The following is a 16,317-nucleotide window of genomic DNA, read 5'->3' on the forward strand; positions in this document are numbered from 1 at the left end:
GAACCACATCGGCGATCTCGGCGTACGGTCCCATTTCGTGAGCAGCGCGAACGCAACCATCAAGAGCCTGGTGCCCGCCAGGATGGACCGCTTGCCGTGGACCCGGTTCCACTGGAGCGTCGTCGTCGGACTCGGCGTGTCCTGGATCCTCGACGGTCTCGAGATCCAGATCGTGTCGAACGCGGGCTTCCAGGCGGACCTGAACCTGTCCACGCAGCAGGTGACGTCCCTCGGCACGATCTACCTGGTCGGCCAGGTCGTCGGTGCCCTGGTGTTCGGGCGCATGTCCGACCGGTTGGGGCGCCGCAAGCTGTTCATCCTGACGCTCGCGATCTACCTGGTCGGTTCGGGCATCGCGGGCCTCGCGCAGGACTTCTGGTTCCTGGCGGCCTTCCGGTTCGTCGCGGGGTTGGGCATCGGCGGTGAGTACGCGGCGATCAACTCGGCGATCGACGAGCTCATCCCGGCGAAGTACCGCGGGCACGTCGACATCGCCATCAACGGCACGTACTGGGGCGGTGCGGCACTCGGCGCGTTCGCGAACATCTACCTGCTCGACACGTCCTACTTCGCCGAGAACATCGGCTGGCGCATCGGGTTCTTCCTCGGCCCGGTGCTCGGCATCGCGATCATCTTCCTGCGACGGCACATCCCGGAGAGTCCGCGCTGGCTGATGACGCACGGGCGGGAGGAAGAGGCCGAGGCCACCGTCTCCCGCATCGAGGAGTCGGTGGAGAAGGCGACCGGCAAGCCCCTGCCGGAGGTCGACCAGTCGAAGGCGATGACCGTCACGCCGACCGACCGCGTCGGGTTCCTCGCCATCGCGCGCGTGCTGCTGAAGCAGTACCCGACCCGCACGCTCGTCGGCGCGACGATGATGATCACGCAGGCGTTCCTGTACAACGCGATCTTCTTCACCTACGCCCTGGTCCTGACGAACTTCTTCGGCCTGAAGACGGCGGAGACAGCGGTCTACTTCTTCCCGTTCGCGATCGGCAACCTGCTCGGCCCGATCATCCTGGGGCGCTTCTTCGACACCTGGGGTCGTCGCCAGATGATCTTCCTGACGTACCTGGTGTCCGGCCTCGTGCTCGCCACGTCGGCGTTCCTGTTCCGGGCCGACGCGATCTCGGCGACGGTGCAGGTCGCGTTCTGGTGCGTCTCGTTCTTCTTCGCCTCGGCCGGGGCGTCGAGCGCCTACCTGACCGTCAGTGAGATCTTCCCGCTCGAGCTGCGGTCGCAGGCCATCTCGTACTTCTTCGCCCTGGCGCAGATCTTCGGTGCGGTCGCGCCGGCCATCTACGGCGCCTTCATCGGTGACGGGTCGTCGCGGGAGCCGCTGTTCTGGGGGTACTTGCTCGGGTCCGCGGTGATGATCGGCGGCGGCGTGGTGGCCCTGATCTTCGGGGTCGACGCCGCGCGGAAGGGGCTGGAGGACGTCACCCAACCACTCTCGGTGCTCACCGGGGACGCGAAGTCCGACCGGAGGTGAACCCGGCGGCGGCGGCCTGACATTCTGTATTCAGAGTGTTTAGCGCCGCCGTCGCAGCGCTGTCACTGTGCGTGCATGGCACTCCTCCACAGCACGACACCGGCGACCACGATCCACGGCAGCGACCGCCCTCGCCTCGGGGGTGCCGCCCGTGCGTGAACCTGGGGTGATGGAGCACACTCCCGCCCGAGCCGGGGCCGACGGCCTCGATCCCCACGGCCTGCGCCGCAGTCTGCTGCGCGACGCGGTGTTCCTGCGACTGCTCGACCACGTCCTGCGGGGGGAGTACCGCCGTGGGCAGCGGCTGCGGCTCGACACTCTCGCATCGGACATGCGGGTGTCGCGCACACCGGTGCGCGAAGCCCTCGTGACCCTCGAGTCCCTGCAGCTGGCCAGTGTGCAGCGGTACGTCGGTGTCGTGATCGCGCAGTGGTCGGTCGACCAGATGATCGAGCGACTGCGGATCGCCCAGGCCCTGCTCGTCGATCCGCCGTCGAACTCCGTCGGGTACCACGACCGGTTCGACAGGGCGTGGCTGCGCGAGTGCTGGACCGAAGCCGGTGCCTTCGTCGAACTCGGGGCCTGGTACCTGCGGCGGCGCGGGTCGTCGGTCAGCGGTGACTGGTTGCTGTCGCAGCGCATCGTGCTCGACATGTTCTTCACCGACGACGTCGCCCTGGCGAACGGGATCGACGCCGTTGTGGACCGGCGACGACGGGTCGAGATCGTCGAACGGGCCGCGGACGCCGCGGAGCGAGACGCCCTCGACGACTGCGCCGCGGCGCTCCTCGACCTGTCGTCGGCCCTGATCGCGCTGCCGGACCGCTTCCGGGTGGTCGTGTCGGCCTGAACCGGCGGCGGCTGCGGATCCGCTCAGGTCCGCGTCCGCCGCCGTGGTCCGCAGGTCCCGCCGCCGCGCAGTGCGCGGTGGCGGCGCCCCTCGCACTGGATCGTCAGGCAACGTCGTGGCAGCCTTGACCGGTTGCCGTCCCCGGCGTGTCCACCGACGACAGGAGTGCCCGTGAACGACGTCCGCGATCGATCCCACCGCTTGAACCGAGCACCCGGGATCGCACGGCACGGACGTCTGCGGCGCTCGAGTCCCCTGGCGACCGCTGCCAAGACGGTGTCCGCCGTCGTCGCAGTGGCCCTGGTGAGCTCGGTCTCGGTGACGGCGATCGCGGCGAAGCAGGTCACGGACGACCTCGGTGACGGCGTGGAGATCCAGGGCCAGCCCGCACCGCAGGCGCAGGGCGGCGCGAAGCCGCTCAGCGCCTTCACGGGCGGGTTCAACATGCTCGTCGTCGGCACCGACAACGACCCCGACCAGAGCGCGGCGTTCGGGGAGCGTGACGCGACCCTCAACGACGTCAACATCCTGCTGCACGTCTCGGCCGACCACACCAACGCGACCGCGGTGAGCATCCCGCGTGACCTCGTCACGCCGATCCCAGCCTGCAAGAAGACCGACGAAACGGGCACGGCCCCGGCGATGGCCGCGCAGCCGATCAACACCTCGTTCGGCGAGGGTGGCCTGAACTGCGTCACGCAGACGGTCGCCGGGCTGACCGGACTCGACATCCAGTACTCGGCCGCGGTGTCCTTCAAGGGTGTCATCGAGATGTCGAACGCGATCGGCGGCGTGCCCGTCTGCGTCGCCCAGCCGATCACCGACTCGTACACCGGGTTGAACCTGCCCGCCGGTACCTCGACCCTGCAGGGCGACGAGGCCCTGGCGTTCCTGCGCACCCGGCACGGGGTCGGCGACGGGTCGGACCTCGGCCGGATCTCGAGCCAGCAGGTGTTCCTGTCGTCGCTGCTCCGCACCGTGAAGTCGAACGACACCCTCGGTTCGCCGGCCCGCCTGTACAAGCTGGCCCGGGCGGCGGCGTCGAACATGCAGCTGTCCCAGAGCCTGAACGACATCGGGACGATGGTGCAGATGGGCCTGGCGCTGCGGGACCTGCCGCTGGCGCAGGTGAACTTCGTGCAGTATCCGGGCACCACGGGCGGCACCGGTGTCTACGAGGGCAAGGTCGAGCCGACGACGTACCTGGCCGACCGGCTGTTCGCGAAGATCAAGGCCGACCAGTCGTTCTCCCTCGGGGCCAACAGCACGGGCATCGGGTCCGAGACGAGTCCGACGCAGCCGAACGCGGCACCCTCGGCGCCAGCGGCTGCGCCGGCGCCCGCGACCCCCGCGACCCCGGCAGCGCCGTCGTCCGCCGCGCCGCGCACCCCCTCGGCGACGCCCGAGACCATCGACGGACTCGAGGGGCAGTCCGCCGACCAGCAGACCTGCTCCAAGGCGTTCGGGTACTGAGGCGCGGCGCGGGCGCGGTCGGCTGCGCCTGGTCCCTCGCCCCTTTCGCGAAAGCGACAGACTGCCGCCGAACATCCGCGGCACTCTGTCGCCCTGGCGCCAGTGACGGCCGAGCTCCGCAGCGCAGTGTCGCTTTCGTGGGCCCAGCCGTTGCCGTGGGCGCGTGCGCCGGGACGTCAGCAGTGCACCCGCCCCGAACGCAGAAACGGGGGCGCGGTGGTGGGCCGCGCCCCCAGGGGAGTCGCTCCCCGCCGGGCGCCACGCGATCGGGCGCGCCGGGCCCGCGCGGGGAACGACGTCGGGTGCTGTGTCGCGACGACGGGGACGAGCCCCGGAACGTGATTGCCGCGTCCCGATGATGCTATGCAGTGGGGTACGCCCCGACAACCCCCACGTGTCCCCACTTCGGGGGACCGAGTGCGACGGGTCGTGCCACGCGCGGGCGTGCGTCGGGTCGAGAGTGGCGCGGTCCTCCTGTATGGTGGTCGCAGCGCTCGCGAGAGCGCTTGGAGACGTCGCATAGTCCGGCCGAGTGCACCACCCTGCTAAGGTGGAGTCCCCTTTGAGGGGACCGAGGGTTCAAATCCCTCCGTCTCCGCACCACACGAGAAGCCCTTTCGATCCGCATGAACACGCGGGACGGAGGGGCTTCCGCCGTTTCAGGAAGCGGCCGAGCCCCACAGATCGAACACATCTGCTGCACGCGCTGCGTCGTCGAGCCCGTTCGCGACGGCTGTCAGGTCGTCGTCGAACAGGTCCGCGTACACGTCCAGGGTCATCGCCGCGGACGCGTGACCGAGCATCCGCTGCACCGCCTTCACGTTCGCGCCCGAGCTGATCGCCAGCGACGCGGCCGGGTGACGAAGATCGTGGGGCGTCATCGGGTCCAGCCCGCACTCCGCGAGCGCAGAGACGAACCAGGACTTGCTGCCCTTCGACGCCCTCGTGCGCCGCGTGTAGGAGCCGTCCGGGCCGGGAAATACCAGGTCGTCGGGATCTTTGCCATCGCACGCCTTGGCGAGCGCCGGCACGAGCAGCTTCGGGAACACGAGCGTCCGCCGCTTGTGCGTTTTCGGCGACGTCCCCGCCGGACAGCGGCGGAGAATCGAGGACAGGAGACATCCAACGTCCGAATGGGCGACGCGAGCGGATTCTCGACAAGCGTGTACGGGTCGACTGGACCGACTACCGCGGACGCCGCCGCGTCTCGACCGTCAGGATCGCGTAGGGGCGGACCGATGAGGTCCGCTAACTTGCTCCGTATGGAACAGGGCCCCGTTGCGTGGCTAGCCCTTGGGATCAGCGCGCTGAACCTCGGGTATGCCGTCTGGAACGAAATCACGAAACGACGACTGCAGTTCGAGGCGCGCTTCACCCTCGATTGGCCGGAGAACGAGCACCTTGGCCCTAACCACGATCAGATCAAGCCCCTCGGTTTGGAGAACATCGGGGCAGGGTCGGCCCACAACGTTCGGCTGATGCTCGAGATGGACCCCGCAGGTGTTGCCTATGGGGCGTTCGCCTGGGTCAAAGTAGCGGCGGGAGGGAAGGTTGAAAGGCTTCCCGACGCCCAACTTCCCGACAGCCTAGAGCTCCTCATCGCGCACCAGCATCTTGAGGCGCGCACTCCCCGATGGCGCCGTCGAGTCACCTTCGCCGAGGTCCGATGGGAGACCCCGTTTGGTACCCCTCGTTCGCAGCGGTTCACCGTCACACGCCGCTCGCTACACCTCTAGGTACCCGGAGTCGAACCGCGGTTGTTGTCGCAGGCGCGGTGTGCTGCGGGTGCTAGGTCACCATCCTTGACCCAGCCAACCCGAAGTGGCTCCGACAGCGAATCACCCCCAAATGAGGGTCGCTCGCGTTCCGGTACTGTGTCTCCGGGAAAAGGGGGGGGGCATCTCAAATGGGGAAGCACAAATACTTCACGCGCCGGGACTTCGCTGCCCGCGTCAAGAAGTTCGGCCAGGCGAGCCCTGAGGAACGAACCGATGCACTCGCAATGTGGCGTGCGCGTGCGACGACAACGGGCGCATGGCTGGCTCCGACGGTCTCCGCCGCCGTCGCCGGCATGACCTCACTGATCGCGATCGGCTTCAGCATCGTGATCGCGACGTCGAACTCAAGCATCGGTTTTTCGCAGTACTGGCTGAAGAAGTCAGACGAGTTTACTGCCGCTGGGCAAACGCAGCGAGGAGAGGTTACGAAGCAGCTTGCCTCAGACATGGTCGACCGTGCGTTCAATTCGGCTTTCAACACGTTCGCGCTGGTGGGAACCACCCTCATCGCATTCGTCGTGTTGATGATCGTCGTCGTGGCAGTCCAGTCGTGGCAGCAGGGGATTGCCGTGGCCTACCGCGATGCGTTCGAGGACGTCGTGAAAGAGTCGAAGGAAAAGGAAAAGGAAAAGGAAAAGGAAAAGGAAAAGGAAAAGGAAAAGGAAAAGGAAAAGGAAAAGGAAAGGGAGAAGGAGAAGGAGAAGGACAAGGAGCGGCCGCGCTCGCGACGGCTGAAGGTAGCGGGAATCGAAGCCGTTCGGTAGCGTCCGCTAGGAACGAGGAGGTTCAGATGCCTGCAGGCAACGACAACAACCGCTATGTCGCCCCGAACTCGGAGCGAGGGGGATGGGACGTGAAGAAGGAAGACGCAGACCGAGCGTCGGCACACACGCGCACTCAGGCAGAGGCGATCGCTCGTGCCAAGGAGATCACCGACAACGCTGGTGGCGGTGACGTACGCATCCAGGGGCGCGATGGGAAGTGGCGCGACAGCGATACCACGCATCGAGGTCACGAATCGAGCATGAAGGACACGAAGCACTGATGGCGACCAAGTACCAACTTCTCGCCGCTTTGATCGAGGCGGAGTCGGACAACCGGGCGGACGACGTCGGCTGGCACTGGGTCCTGATGGGTGTCGTAAACCGCTTGGGCGAAACTCATGGGAGCGAAGAGGCACTCGCCGAAGAGCTGTTCAACTTCATTTCGGACTCCGTCCTGCCGGACGAGGACGACGAGGCGATCGTGTCGACAGGCGAGTGACCCACTAAGGCAGCATGCCCGCCATCTCGGGCGGGCATACTGTGTCGACGCAGGTATACCAAGAAGCCCGGGGATCCTTGTCAAGTCACCTCTCACGGCATGTCGCGGGTGCGGTCATCACCGCCGGTAGCCCACCGCTCATCAACCCGGGTCAGACCACGGACCCCCTCGGGTTCCTCTGGGAGGTCGAGGAGGGCTCTCGCTCCGACGCAACAAAGCCTTGCCCCTCCATGCGAGGGGCAAGGCTTTCCCTAGTTCTGGGGGCCGCGCCTCGCCCGCGAAACCAGTAGCGTCTGATCGACTCCAAGGGGGAACCACCATGTACGAAAACTCCGGCGCGAGCGGTCTCGGCAGCCTCATCTTCATCATCCTGATCATTGCCGTCAGCTTGACGATCTCATTCGTGTTGATCCGCGCAGCCGTTACGCAGGGCATGAACGCGCACTACAAGACGGTCCGCCGGTACGAGGCGACCGGGGAGTGGCGGTACATAACTGACGGCAAGCGTGGGCCGCTTCCGGCCGACCCGTCTTCGGGCAACACCCCGGCGTAACGCGCCCGCTGCGGAGCATCACCCGGGGCGACGTACTGAACACACAGATCCCCTCGGCTCCTTTGGGAGCTCGAGGGGGTCTGTGGTACTTGACTGGCTACTAGGCCTTCCGGACCGACAGCACTGTGCTCTTCTGGCGGGCGTAGACGACGACGTTTTCCTCGTCGTAGAAGTACATGAACGTGTCGTCGGTGTCGAAATACTTGGCTGAGATGGTCGTGTTCTTGGTCGCATTGAGGATGTTGATCGAGTACTGATTTATGCTCAGCACCCTGGCCAGAGCGGACCACAGCTGCCACGATCTCCGCCACGAGCTACGCGATCGAGAACGACAACGAACGGCCTGACCAGGCGGACGGACCCTTCCGCACGGGTCCGTACGGCAACGTGGTCTCCGAGCTCGTCGACGGCGAGTGGCGCGATCGCGGCATCCTCGGGGTCCAGAACTGGTGGCCGAAGCTCAATGAGTGCATCCGTACATGTCTCCTCGAGCACGCTGAGGAGCGGATCCCGACTGAAGTGCTTCATTGCGTCGTGGCAGCAGGGGGCATCGTGCCCGGAACCGCGTGGGAGGGCCAAGGCTACGAGTTCCGCCTCCCCGAAGCCGCGGTTGCTTGGATTGCGGCACAGCGCTAGCGTCCGAGCCGTATCTGTTGGGACGATGCCTGGCATGGCGGAGCTGGGTGAACTGCGGCGCGGGCGCCGGTGGGCGTATCGAATCGCGCGATCGTCCGCGACGTTCCACGAAGCTGCAGTCGTGAAGGTCGGCGACAAGAAGGTGCAGGTGGAACCCGTCGCGGACCGCTGGGAGGGCAAGCGAAGCGCGAACGACCACGCCTCGATCGGCTCAGGTCTTACATCGGTGTGGAGCGTACAAGTACGGGGTTAGGGCAGACCCCTCAGGGCCGCACCAATCGCACACACTTTCCAGAGAGCCATGAGGGACGTGGCGGCATTCTGGAGGGGTCGATCCCGGAAGATGCAACGCATGAGCACGAGTGAGACGCATACAGATAACGTCGGACAGGGTTCAAGTCCCTCCGTCTCCGCAGTACTGAAAACTGCAGCCCTGACAGTTGCAGCACGAAAGCCCGGTCCGATCGGACCGGGCTTTCGTCGTTCCTGGCGCCCGAAGCGCTCGCGTCAGACCGTCGCGATGCTCCCCGTCGTCGTGGTCCGCACTCCCGCGCGCCCCCGACGCACCGCGCCCATGGCCACGAGCGTCAGCACCACGGCCGCCAGGGTGATCCCCGACCCCGCCCAGATCGGCGACGTGTACCCGAGCCCGGCGGCGATGGTCAGACCGCCGATCCAGGCCCCGAGCGCGTTGCCGAGGTTGAACGCGGCGATGTTTGCCCCGCTCGCCAGGGTCGGCGCGTGGTCGGCGTACTGCATGACCCGCGTCTGCAGGGCCGGGACGGTCGCGAACCCGAACGCCCCCATCAGCACGAGGGCGATCACGGTGAGCACCGGCGAGGTCGCGACGAGGGCGAACGCCGCGAGCACCACGGTCAGCGCGACGAGCACCACGAGCAACGTGCGGTCGATCGAGCGGGCCGCGAGCTTGCCGCCGGCGAAGTTGCCGACGAACAGCCCGATCCCGAACACGATGAGCAGCCACGGCACCGCCGACGACGGGAACCCGGACACCGAGGTCAGCGTGTACGCGATGTAGGTGAAGGCGCCGAACATCCCGCCGTAGCCGAGCACGGTCATGCCGAGCGACAGCCAGACCTGCCCGGACCGGAAGGCGCTGAGTTCGCGGGCGAGCGACGGGACCTCGGTGGAGCGGACCGCGGGGACGAGGACGAGGACGCCGATCAGGGCGACGACACCGATGGCCGCGATCGCCCAGAACGTCGCACGCCAGCCGGCGGCTTGGCCGAGGAAGGTGCCGAACGGCACGCCGAGCACGTTCGACGCGGTGAGCCCGGTGAACATCAGGGCGACGGCCGAGGCGCGCTTGGACCGCTCGACCATGTTCGCGGCGACGACCGAGCCGATGCCGAAGAACGCTCCGTGGCACAGGGCGGCGATGACACGGCCGGTCATCATCACGCCGTAGGTCGGGGCGATCGCGGACAGGGTGTTGCCGACGATGAACAGCACGAGCAGCCCGAGCAGGACGGGCTTGCGGGGGAGCCGGGTGGTCGCGGCGGTGAGCCCGAGGGCCCCGACGATGACCGCCAGGGCGTACCCGGTGACGAGCCAGCCGGCGGTGGTCTCGGTGACGCCGTAGTCGGCCGCCACCTCGGGCAGCAGGCCGGTGATGACGAACTCGGTCAGGCCGATGCCGAATCCGCCGAGTGCGAGGGCGATGAGTCCCGCGGGCATGGATGTCCTTCCGTCGTGCAGCTGTGCCGCGTACGCTGATTGTTGCAGACGCGGGACATTGATAGTTGCACACGCGGGGTATCCGCGCAAGCAACTGTTGCCGTCTGCACCGACCGAAGGAGCCCCGATGTCCGTCGACGACACCTCCACCGCCGTCCGCGCCCACGGCTGGCGCACCCTGGCGGCACTGCACGGCCTGATCGAGACGCGCCTGGAGCGGGACCTCCGGCAGGTCGACCTGTCCGTCGTGGAGTTCACGGTGCTCGATGCCCTGCGCCGCCAGGACGGCTTCCACATGCGCATGCAGCAGCTCGCCCGCGCGGCCGCCCTCAGCCCGAGTGCGACCACCCGGCTGGTGAACCGGCTCGAGGAGCGCGCCCTGCTGACCCGCGTCCTGTGCGCCGACGACCGTCGCGGGCTCTACACGGAGCTCACGCATGCCGGGCAGGTCCTGCTCGAGCGTGCGACGCCGATCCACGCCGCGGCGCTCGAGGGCGCCCTCGCCGAGGCGCACGAGGTCCCCGAACTCGCCGACCTGGCCGAGTCCGTCGAGCGGCTCGAGGGCGCGCGCGTCTGACCTCGGGTCACCTCGCACCCGGCCTGGAGGCCCGGCGCACCTCCGCCCCGCCGGCGTCGGCCCCGGGGCGGTCACCACTCAGGCGCGCGGCGGCCCCGTCGTCGACCGCACGACGAGCGTCGGCGGCACGAGTGTCCGGAGGGGATCCGCCGGCGTCCGCGCAACCGCGCCGATCCGCTCGACCAACCGCGCAGCCGCCAGGCGCCCGACCTCGTCGTTGTGCGGGTCGACCGTCGTCAGGCGCAGCAGGGGTGATGCGGCCAGCGGGGTCTCGTCGTTGCCGATCACCGAGACGTCCTGCGGCACGCGGAGTCCGGCTTCCTGCACGGCGGCGATCGCGCCCATCGCCATGACGTCGTTCGCGGCGAACACCGCGGTCAGGTCGGGGTGCTCCCGGAGTGCGAGCCGCATGCCCTCGTAGCCGGTCGTCTCCGAGGTCGGGCCGGAGCCGTACACCAGCGGCTCGATGCCGGACGCGGCCAGCTGCGCGACGGTGGCCTGGCGGCGGACGGCAGCCGGGCCTCCCGAGCCGGTGACGTGGGCGATGCGGCGGTGACCCAGGCCGATCAGGTGATCCGCTGCCAACCGCCCGCCGGCGGCTTCGTCGGAGGCGACCACGTCGAGTCCGCCCGGTACGTCCTCGCGCGCGCCGGCGATCACGACCGGGGTGTCGGCGGGGATGACGACGTCGGGGAAGCCCTCGGCGGCGAGCACCACGCCGTCGACCCGCAGGGAGACCAGGTCGTCGAAGGGCGAGGAGCCGAGGTGGGCGTTGGCCCGGGTGTCGGCCAGGGTGAGGCGGAGTCCGTGCGGGGCGAGGGCCTCGCGGATGCCGTCGAGCATCGGCACGTACCAGGGGTTCCGGAAGTCGTCGACGATGACCCCGATGGTGCGGGTCCGGGTGCCGGCGAGGATGGCGGCGGCGCGGTTCGGGCGGTAACCGAGCTCCGCGACGGCGGCGAACACCGCGGAGCGGCGGGCCGGGGAGACCCCGGGGTCGTCGCGCAGCACCATCGACACCAGGGACTTCGAGACGCCCGCGCGTGCGGCGACGTCGATGATCGTCGGCGGGCGAGGGGTCACGCTGAGCCTTTCCGGCACGGTGCTTGACAGGACATGGGCTGGTGCGGCTACAGTCTACCGACACGTTCTGGAACGTTCCAGAATCGGGATCCAGCGACCTTCTCGAAGGAGAGAACATGAGCGACAGCATCGGCGTCGCCGTCATCGGCGCGGGCATGGCGGGCAAGGCCCACATGGCTGCGTGGCGGAACGCACCCTCCCTCTTCACCGCGACGCTGCCGCCGGTCCGGCTCGTCTCGGTCGGGGACGTCTACGAGCCCCTCGCCGCCGAGGCCGCACGGCGCTTCGGCTACGAGCGGCACGACACCGACTGGCGGGCCATCGCGGCGGCGGACGACATCGACGTGGTGAGCGTCGTCGTCGCGAACACCCTGCACCGCGAGATCGTCGAGGGGCTGCTCGCCGCCGGCAAGCACGTGCTGTGCGAGAAGCCGCTGTCCGACTCGCTCGACGACGCACGCGCGATGGCGTCCGCCGCTGCCGAGGCCGCGCAGCGCGGGGTGCTCGGCCGCATCGGGTTCACCTACCGCCGGGCTCCCGGCCTCGCGGCCATCAGGGAGCTCGTCGAGGACGGCACGCTCGGCCGGGTCCTGCACGTCTCCGGCCGGTACTGGACCGACTACGGCGCCTCGCCCGACGTCCCGTTCTCGTGGCGCTTCGCGGGGGAGCCGGGGTCCGGCGCGCTCGCCGACGTCGGCTCGCACCTGTCCTACGTCGCCGAGTTCCTGGCCGGTCCGGTCCGGAGCGTCAGCGGTGGGACGTTCACCACGTCGATCACCGAGCGCCCCGTCGCCGCCGGACACGCCCTGCGGGGGCAGGCCGTCCCGCTCACCGGTGAGACCGCGGCCGTCGGCAACGACGACTACGCCACGTTCAGCGCACGGTTCGGTGACGGCACGGTCGTCGGGTCGCTCGAGGCCTCGCGCGTCGCGGCCGGGCACCCGAACGGCCTCGTGATCGAGGTGTTCTGCGAGCGCGGCGCCGCCCGCTGGGACCAGGAGCGCGCCTCCGAGATCGGCCTCGCGCTGCAGTCCGACGGCTCGCGCACGGGTGGGTACCGACAGGTCGTGCTCGGCCCGGACCACCCCTACGTCGCGGGCGGCATGGCGATGGACGCCCCGGGCGTCGGCTGGGGGCAGAACCAGATGTTCGAGTACCAGGCGCGGGCGTTCCTCGACGAGATCGCCGGGCTGACCGGCGCCGTGCCCGACGCCCTGCCCGCGAACGCCACGTTCGACGACGGCGTGCACAACATGGAGGTCCTCGACGCCGTGGCACGGTCCGCAGCGGCCGGGGGTGCATCCGTCGACGTGGCGGAGGCCGACGCAGTGACCGCCAACGCCGTGACCGCCGAGGGGGTCCGCGCATGAAGCTCGGTCTCTACAACGCGATCCTGCACGACCGGCCCCTCGCCGACGCACTCCGGGTCATCGCGGCCAACGGCCTCACCGGCATCGAGCTGAACACCGGCGGGTTCCTGCCCCCGGTGCACGTGCCCGACATCGACGCGATCCTGCAGGACGACGGGGCGCGTGACGCGTTCCTCGCGCAGTTCGCGGGGACCGGCGTCGAGATCGCCGGGCTCAACTGCAACGGCAACCCGCTGCACCCCGACCCGGCGATCGGCCCCGCGCACGCCGAGGACGTCCGGCGCAGCATCCGCCTCGCGGCCCGCCTCGGGCAGGACCGCGTCGTCACGATGTCCGGACTGCCGGCGGGGGAGCCGGGCGGGACGCGGCCGAACTGGATCGTGAACGCCTGGAACTCGGCCGCGCTCGACGTCCTCGAGCACCAGTGGAGCGTCGCGGTGCCGTTCTGGCAGGAGATCGACGACCTGGCCCGGGAGCACGGCGTCAAGGTCGCGCTCGAGCTGCACCCGCAGAACCTCGTGTTCAACCCGGCGTCGATCCGGGAGCTCGTCGAGCGCGGCGGGCTGACCAATGTGGGGGTCGAGCTGGACGCCTCGCACCTGTTCTGGCAGCAGATGGACCCGGTGGCGGTCGCCCGCGACCTCGGTCCGCTCGTGTTTCACGCCGCCGCCAAGGACGTCAGGATCAACCCGCACGCCGCGATCAACGGGGTGCTCGACAACTCGTTCCGACGGCTGTCGCCGGACGAGTCGCGCACGAACCTCGGCGGCGACGAGTGGGCGAACGAGTGGCCGAAGCCGTCGGCATGGGACTTCGTCGCGCTCGGCAAGGGGCACGACGAGGCGTACTGGACGACGTTCCTCGAGGCCCTGCGTGCGATCGACCCGGACATGTGGGTGAACATCGAGCACGAGGACACCGAGCTCGGGCGCGAAGAAGGGGTCGCGGTCGCCGCGCGCGTGCTGCGCGCCGCGGACGCGGCGCTGGCGCCCCGGTCCTGACCGTCCGTCAGCTGACCCGGTCCCTGCCTGGAGGCCCGTGGGCCGTTCCGCGCACGGGGTGACGGATCGGCGTGTGGTGGGTCGTGCCTCCCGGCCCCACCACGCGCGGATCGGCCACCGGTGCGCGGAACGACCAGTCCGTGCACCCGTACCGGGTGCTGTCACCGGCCCGATGTAGCATGCACGACACCTGTCCCCGACGATGGAGCCCTGCGTGCCGGACCCGACCGACCCCGCCTTCCCGCTCGAACACGTGCGGGCGGTGGGCGACGACATCGTGGCCTCCGTCGCCACGGTGATCGACGGCAAGGCGGAAGCCATCCGCACGGCCCTGACGGTGATGCTCGCCGAGGGACACCTGCTCGTCGAGGACGTCCCCGGCGTCGGCAAGACCGTGCTCGCGAAGGCGCTCGGTGCCTCGGTCGGCGGGTCGGTGAACCGCATCCAGTTCACCTCGGACATGCTGCCGTCCGACGTCACGGGCGTGAACATCTTCGACCAGTCGTCCGGCACCTTCCGGTTCTCGCCCGGCCCGGTGTTCGCGAACGTGGTCATCGGCGACGAGATCAACCGCACCAGCCCGAAGACCCAGTCGGCCCTGCTCGAGGCGATGGCGGAGTCGCAGGTCACCGTCGACGGTGTCACGCGCCCGCTCGACCGGCCGTTCATGATCGTCGCGACGCAGAACCCGATCGACATGGAGGGTACGTACCCGCTGCCCGAGGCGCAGCGGGACCGCTTCATGGCGCGCATCGCGATGGGCTACCCGAGCGTGGACGCCGAACGGCAGATGCTCGCGAACCGTGGCGGCAGCGACCCGCTGTCGCGCCTGCGGCCGATCGTCGACGTCGGCACGCTTCGGGCGATCATCCAGACCGTCGCCGGGGTGCACATCGCCCCCGACGTCGAGGCGTACATCATCGCGATCGTCCGGTCGACGCGCACCCACCCCGACCTCGTGCTCGGTGCGAGTCCCCGAGCGACGCTGCACCTGGCGCAGGCGGCCCGTGCGCACGCCGCACTGCTCGGCCGCCCGTTCGTCACCCCCGACGACGTCGCGACGCTCGCCCCGATCGTGCTCGCCCACCGGCTCGTGCCGGTCGCCCGTGGGCTCGGCGGCACCGGCGAGGACACCGTGCGCGAGATCGTCGTCCGCATCGTCTCCGACACCGCCATCCCGTTCACGGCCACCCCCGTCCGCTCCTGATGGCCAGTCCATCGGCACCGCCGTCGCTGCTGCGACGCGTCGGTGCCGCGCGGTCCACGGCGGCACGGTTCGGCCGCCGCGGGCTGTCACTGGCACGCCGCACCCCGTTCCCGCGCCCGACGATCCGGGGCTGGACGGTCATCGCCGTCGGCATCGGCCTGGTCGGCGGCGGCCTGGTCGGCACCACGAGCGTCGCCGTCACGGCCGGCCTGCTACTGCTCGTGCTCGTCGTGCTCGGCATCGCGATGGCGTTCGTCGTCGCCACCCCGCTCCGCGGCAGCCGCAGCACCGCTCGGGCGATCGTCCAGGTGGGCGAGGTCTACCGGGAACGCATCACCCTCGGCAGCACCAGTCTGCGGATCGGCCCGAGGGCGACGCTGCTCGTGCGCGAACAGCTCGAGGACGCCTTCGCCAGCCTGGCCGAGGCGGAGACCTACGCCGAGGTCGGGCCGAACCTGCCGCCGGCCGTGCTCGACGTCGAGGCGCTCGCGATGCACCGCGGCCGGACGCTCGTCGGGCCGGTGACGATCCGGGTGGAGGACCCGTTCGGCCTGCTCCGGATCGACCGTCCCGTCGTCGCTGCTGAAGAGGTCGTCGTCGTCCCGGCCTCGGCACCCCTCGGGGCGATCGACGCCGGCGCGCTCGCCGGTGCGGTCTCGGCCGACGAGGGCCGGGTCGGACAGGGTGGTTCCGCCGACGACAGCGAACTCCGCCCGTACCGACCGGGCGACCCGATCCGCCGGGTGCACTGGGCCCAGAGTGCACGGCGCGGTGAACTCCACGTCCGCCAGACCACCCAGGCCCAGCCGCCCGAGGCCGTGATCGCCCTCGACGTCCGGCGCGAGTCCTACCAGCGGCTCGGTCGCGAGGACCTCGCCGAGCTCTCCGACCTGGGCGGCGACCAGGCCTTCGAGCACGCCGTCGTGGTGGCCGCCAGTGTCGCCCGGGCGCTCGCCGCCCGGACCTCCCGCGTCGTGCTCGTGTTCGACGGTCCCGAAGGCGCGACCCGGCACGCGGGCGACGTCGGCGGGCTCACCGACGTGCTCGTCGGGCTCGCCGACGTCCGGCTCCGCTCCGACGCGCGACAGGTGACCGACGTCCTGCCCGAGGTCCGTGGCCGCGACGTGCACGGCATGACCGCCGTCGTGACCGGCACCTGCACCGCGGACGAAGCCGCCGAGCTCGTCAGCGCGACCAGCGGGTCGAGCCGCGGCATCCTGGCGACGATCGTGCCGCCGGACCCGGCCGTGCGGGGCATCCTCGACCGTGGCGGCTGGCGGACCCTCGTGGTGCCGGTCGTCGGCGCGACGCCGTCCGGAGCCGCACGGTGACCGGG

At 69.6% G+C, this 16,317-nt stretch carries 17 protein-coding genes and 1 tRNA gene; 14 read left to right on the forward strand and 4 right to left on the reverse strand.

The genetic code is table 11. From position 1 onward, the window contains the following. The first annotated feature begins 37 nt into the window (after window positions 1–37). The 4 genes from DEJ00_RS12665 to DEJ00_RS12680 all read left to right on the forward strand — a co-directional run bounded on the left by DEJ00_RS12665 (window position 38) and on the right by DEJ00_RS12680 (window position 4,413). Window positions 38–1,492: an MFS transporter gene (locus DEJ00_RS12665; protein ID WP_371836744.1), complete on the forward strand. Its 1,455-nt coding sequence runs from the start codon at window positions 38–40 to the stop codon at window positions 1,490–1,492. A gap of 169 nt (window positions 1,493–1,661) precedes the next feature. After that, window positions 1,662–2,342, forward strand: coding sequence for a GntR family transcriptional regulator (locus DEJ00_RS12670; protein WP_111057595.1), 681 nt, complete (start codon window positions 1,662–1,664; stop codon window positions 2,340–2,342). A 201-nt stretch (window positions 2,343–2,543) separates the two neighbouring features. Further along, window positions 2,544–3,815: an LCP family protein gene (locus DEJ00_RS12675; protein WP_258373677.1), complete on the forward strand. Its 1,272-nt coding sequence runs from the start codon at window positions 2,544–2,546 to the stop codon at window positions 3,813–3,815. A 508-nt stretch (window positions 3,816–4,323) separates the two neighbouring features. After that, window positions 4,324–4,413 (forward strand) — tRNA-Ser (locus tag DEJ00_RS12680). Window positions 4,414–4,474: 61 nt separating this feature from the next. On the opposite strand, the gene DEJ00_RS18820 is transcribed toward DEJ00_RS12680, so the two are convergent. Continuing rightward, window positions 4,475–4,930, reverse strand: coding sequence for a tyrosine-type recombinase/integrase (locus DEJ00_RS18820; RefSeq protein WP_111057597.1), 456 nt, complete (start codon window positions 4,928–4,930; stop codon window positions 4,475–4,477). A gap of 147 nt (window positions 4,931–5,077) precedes the next feature. Here DEJ00_RS18820 and DEJ00_RS12690 point away from each other — a divergent pair, with 147 nt between their 5' ends. The 5 genes from DEJ00_RS12690 to DEJ00_RS12710 all read left to right on the forward strand — a co-directional run bounded on the left by DEJ00_RS12690 (window position 5,078) and on the right by DEJ00_RS12710 (window position 7,409). Continuing rightward, window positions 5,078–5,551 carry a hypothetical protein gene (locus DEJ00_RS12690; protein ID WP_146247964.1) on the forward strand — a complete coding sequence of 158 codons (474 nt, stop codon included), beginning with the start codon at window positions 5,078–5,080 and terminating at the stop codon, window positions 5,549–5,551. A gap of 170 nt (window positions 5,552–5,721) precedes the next feature. After that, window positions 5,722–6,357, forward strand: a complete 636-nt coding sequence (locus DEJ00_RS12695) for a hypothetical protein (RefSeq protein ID WP_146247965.1) — start codon at window positions 5,722–5,724, stop codon at window positions 6,355–6,357. Window positions 6,358–6,383: 26 nt separating this feature from the next. After that, window positions 6,384–6,638, forward strand: a complete 255-nt coding sequence (locus tag DEJ00_RS12700; protein ID WP_111057600.1) for a DUF2188 domain-containing protein — start codon at window positions 6,384–6,386, stop codon at window positions 6,636–6,638. Then, window positions 6,638–6,856, forward strand: coding sequence for a hypothetical protein (locus DEJ00_RS12705; protein ID WP_111057601.1), 219 nt, complete (start codon window positions 6,638–6,640; stop codon window positions 6,854–6,856). Before DEJ00_RS12700 ends, DEJ00_RS12705 begins: the two co-directional genes overlap by 1 nt. 319 nt (window positions 6,857–7,175) lie before the next feature. After that, entirely contained in the window at window positions 7,176–7,409 is a 234-nt protein-coding gene (locus tag DEJ00_RS12710) for a hypothetical protein (protein ID WP_111057602.1), read from the forward strand. A gap of 100 nt (window positions 7,410–7,509) precedes the next feature. Here DEJ00_RS12710 and DEJ00_RS18575 read toward each other — a convergent pair whose 3' ends face one another. Both DEJ00_RS18575 and DEJ00_RS12720 read right to left on the reverse strand, forming a co-directional pair. Beyond that, a complete protein-coding gene (locus tag DEJ00_RS18575; RefSeq protein ID WP_181440181.1) occupies window positions 7,510–7,680 on the reverse strand; it encodes a hypothetical protein in 171 nt (56 codons plus the stop codon). An 872-nt stretch (window positions 7,681–8,552) separates the two neighbouring features. Next, window positions 8,553–9,743, reverse strand: coding sequence for an MFS transporter (locus tag DEJ00_RS12720; RefSeq protein WP_111057604.1), 1,191 nt, complete (start codon window positions 9,741–9,743; stop codon window positions 8,553–8,555). A gap of 127 nt (window positions 9,744–9,870) precedes the next feature. On the opposite strand from DEJ00_RS12720, the gene DEJ00_RS12725 reads away from it, so the two are divergent. Further along, the gene (locus DEJ00_RS12725) at window positions 9,871–10,320 is read left to right on the forward strand and encodes a MarR family winged helix-turn-helix transcriptional regulator (protein WP_111057605.1); all 450 of its coding nucleotides are present in this window, start codon (window positions 9,871–9,873) and stop codon (window positions 10,318–10,320) included. Window positions 10,321–10,398: 78 nt separating this feature from the next. Here the strand turns inward: DEJ00_RS12725 and DEJ00_RS12730 are convergent, their stop codons facing one another. Next, entirely contained in the window at window positions 10,399–11,403 is a 1,005-nt protein-coding gene (locus DEJ00_RS12730) for a LacI family DNA-binding transcriptional regulator (RefSeq protein ID WP_111057606.1), read from the reverse strand. A gap of 116 nt (window positions 11,404–11,519) precedes the next feature. Between DEJ00_RS12730 and DEJ00_RS12735 the strand changes: the two genes are divergently transcribed. From DEJ00_RS12735 to DEJ00_RS12750, 4 genes are all read left to right on the forward strand, one after another. Beyond that, a complete protein-coding gene (locus tag DEJ00_RS12735; RefSeq protein ID WP_111057607.1) occupies window positions 11,520–12,773 on the forward strand; it encodes a Gfo/Idh/MocA family protein in 1,254 nt (417 codons plus the stop codon). Further along, window positions 12,770–13,774, forward strand: a complete 1,005-nt coding sequence (locus tag DEJ00_RS12740) for a sugar phosphate isomerase/epimerase (RefSeq protein WP_111057608.1) — start codon at window positions 12,770–12,772, stop codon at window positions 13,772–13,774. Before DEJ00_RS12735 ends, DEJ00_RS12740 begins: the two co-directional genes overlap by 4 nt. Window positions 13,775–13,976: 202 nt before the next feature. Beyond that, entirely contained in the window at window positions 13,977–14,981 is a 1,005-nt protein-coding gene (locus DEJ00_RS12745; protein WP_071246894.1) for a MoxR family ATPase, read from the forward strand. Then, the gene (locus tag DEJ00_RS12750; protein ID WP_111057609.1) at window positions 14,981–16,312 is read left to right on the forward strand and encodes a DUF58 domain-containing protein; all 1,332 of its coding nucleotides are present in this window, start codon (window positions 14,981–14,983) and stop codon (window positions 16,310–16,312) included. Before DEJ00_RS12745 ends, DEJ00_RS12750 begins: the two co-directional genes overlap by 1 nt. The last annotated feature ends 5 nt before the right edge of the window (window positions 16,313–16,317 follow it).

Source organism: Curtobacterium sp. MCLR17_039 (assembly GCF_003234745.1).
GTDB lineage: Bacteria > Actinomycetota > Actinomycetes > Actinomycetales > Microbacteriaceae > Curtobacterium > Curtobacterium flaccumfaciens.

Coding starts and splice junctions, on each gene's coding strand:
- DEJ00_RS12670 (WP_111057595.1), top strand. CDS start 1,662: ATGGAGCACACTCCCGCCCGAGCCGGGGCCGACGGCCTCGATCCCCAC.
- DEJ00_RS12690 (WP_146247964.1), top strand. CDS start 5,078: ATGGAACAGGGCCCCGTTGCGTGGCTAGCCCTTGGGATCAGCGCGCTG.
- DEJ00_RS12695 (WP_146247965.1), top strand. CDS start 5,722: ATGGGGAAGCACAAATACTTCACGCGCCGGGACTTCGCTGCCCGCGTC.
- DEJ00_RS12700 (WP_111057600.1), top strand. CDS start 6,384: ATGCCTGCAGGCAACGACAACAACCGCTATGTCGCCCCGAACTCGGAG.
- DEJ00_RS12705 (WP_111057601.1), top strand. CDS start 6,638: ATGGCGACCAAGTACCAACTTCTCGCCGCTTTGATCGAGGCGGAGTCG.
- DEJ00_RS12710 (WP_111057602.1), top strand. CDS start 7,176: ATGTACGAAAACTCCGGCGCGAGCGGTCTCGGCAGCCTCATCTTCATC.
- DEJ00_RS12720 (WP_111057604.1), bottom strand. CDS start 9,743: ATGCCCGCGGGACTCATCGCCCTCGCACTCGGCGGATTCGGCATCGGC.
- DEJ00_RS12725 (WP_111057605.1), top strand. CDS start 9,871: ATGTCCGTCGACGACACCTCCACCGCCGTCCGCGCCCACGGCTGGCGC.
- DEJ00_RS12735 (WP_111057607.1), top strand. CDS start 11,520: ATGAGCGACAGCATCGGCGTCGCCGTCATCGGCGCGGGCATGGCGGGC.
- DEJ00_RS12740 (WP_111057608.1), top strand. CDS start 12,770: ATGAAGCTCGGTCTCTACAACGCGATCCTGCACGACCGGCCCCTCGCC.
- DEJ00_RS12745 (WP_071246894.1), top strand. CDS start 13,977: ATGGAGCCCTGCGTGCCGGACCCGACCGACCCCGCCTTCCCGCTCGAA.
- DEJ00_RS12750 (WP_111057609.1), top strand. CDS start 14,981: ATGGCCAGTCCATCGGCACCGCCGTCGCTGCTGCGACGCGTCGGTGCC.